Genomic DNA, 478 nt, shown 5'->3' with positions numbered 1-478 from the left:
TCAATCGGAGGCGCAGCTCGGTGAGGTGGTGGAGGCGCTTGCGGCTGCTGCTGCGGCACGCGAAGCGGCTCGCAGGCAATTGCTGGCGGCAAGGGAAGCAGCCGCCGCCGCGGCTGCACGCGCGCCGACTTCGCCGGCGCCGACGGTTGCGCAACCTGCGCGGTCAGCCGAGCCGGTTCGTGGGGTGGCGCGTGACACCGCGGGACCGACGCCGACCGGCATTCGGTTTTCGCAACTGCGCGGCAATATCGGTTTTCCGGTACGTGGCGAACTCATCGGGCGTTTTGGTGCTCCAAGAGCGGAAGGTGGCACCCGGTGGCGGGGAATCTTCATTCGTGCGAGGGAAGGAGAGCAAGTCGTCGCCGTCGCCCCCGGAGAAGTGGTCTTCTCCGACTGGCTGAGAGGTTATGGCAATCTGCTCATCATCGAACACGATGACGATTACTTGACGATCTACGGCAACAACGATGCCTTGCTT

General features: G+C 64.6%; 1 protein-coding gene. It reads left to right on the top strand.

Annotated features, from left to right (window positions below; genetic code table 11):
- Positions 1 to 478: murein hydrolase activator EnvC family protein (locus GPA21_RS20400; RefSeq protein WP_168989874.1), on the top strand; the 478-nt coding region annotated here is incomplete at both ends.

This window comes from Azoarcus taiwanensis, from assembly GCF_012910885.1.
Lineage (GTDB): Bacteria > Pseudomonadota > Gammaproteobacteria > Burkholderiales > Rhodocyclaceae > Azoarcus_F > Azoarcus_F taiwanensis.
Note: the sequence above shows the minus strand (reverse complement) of the source record. Positions and strands in the feature narration are given on the sequence as shown.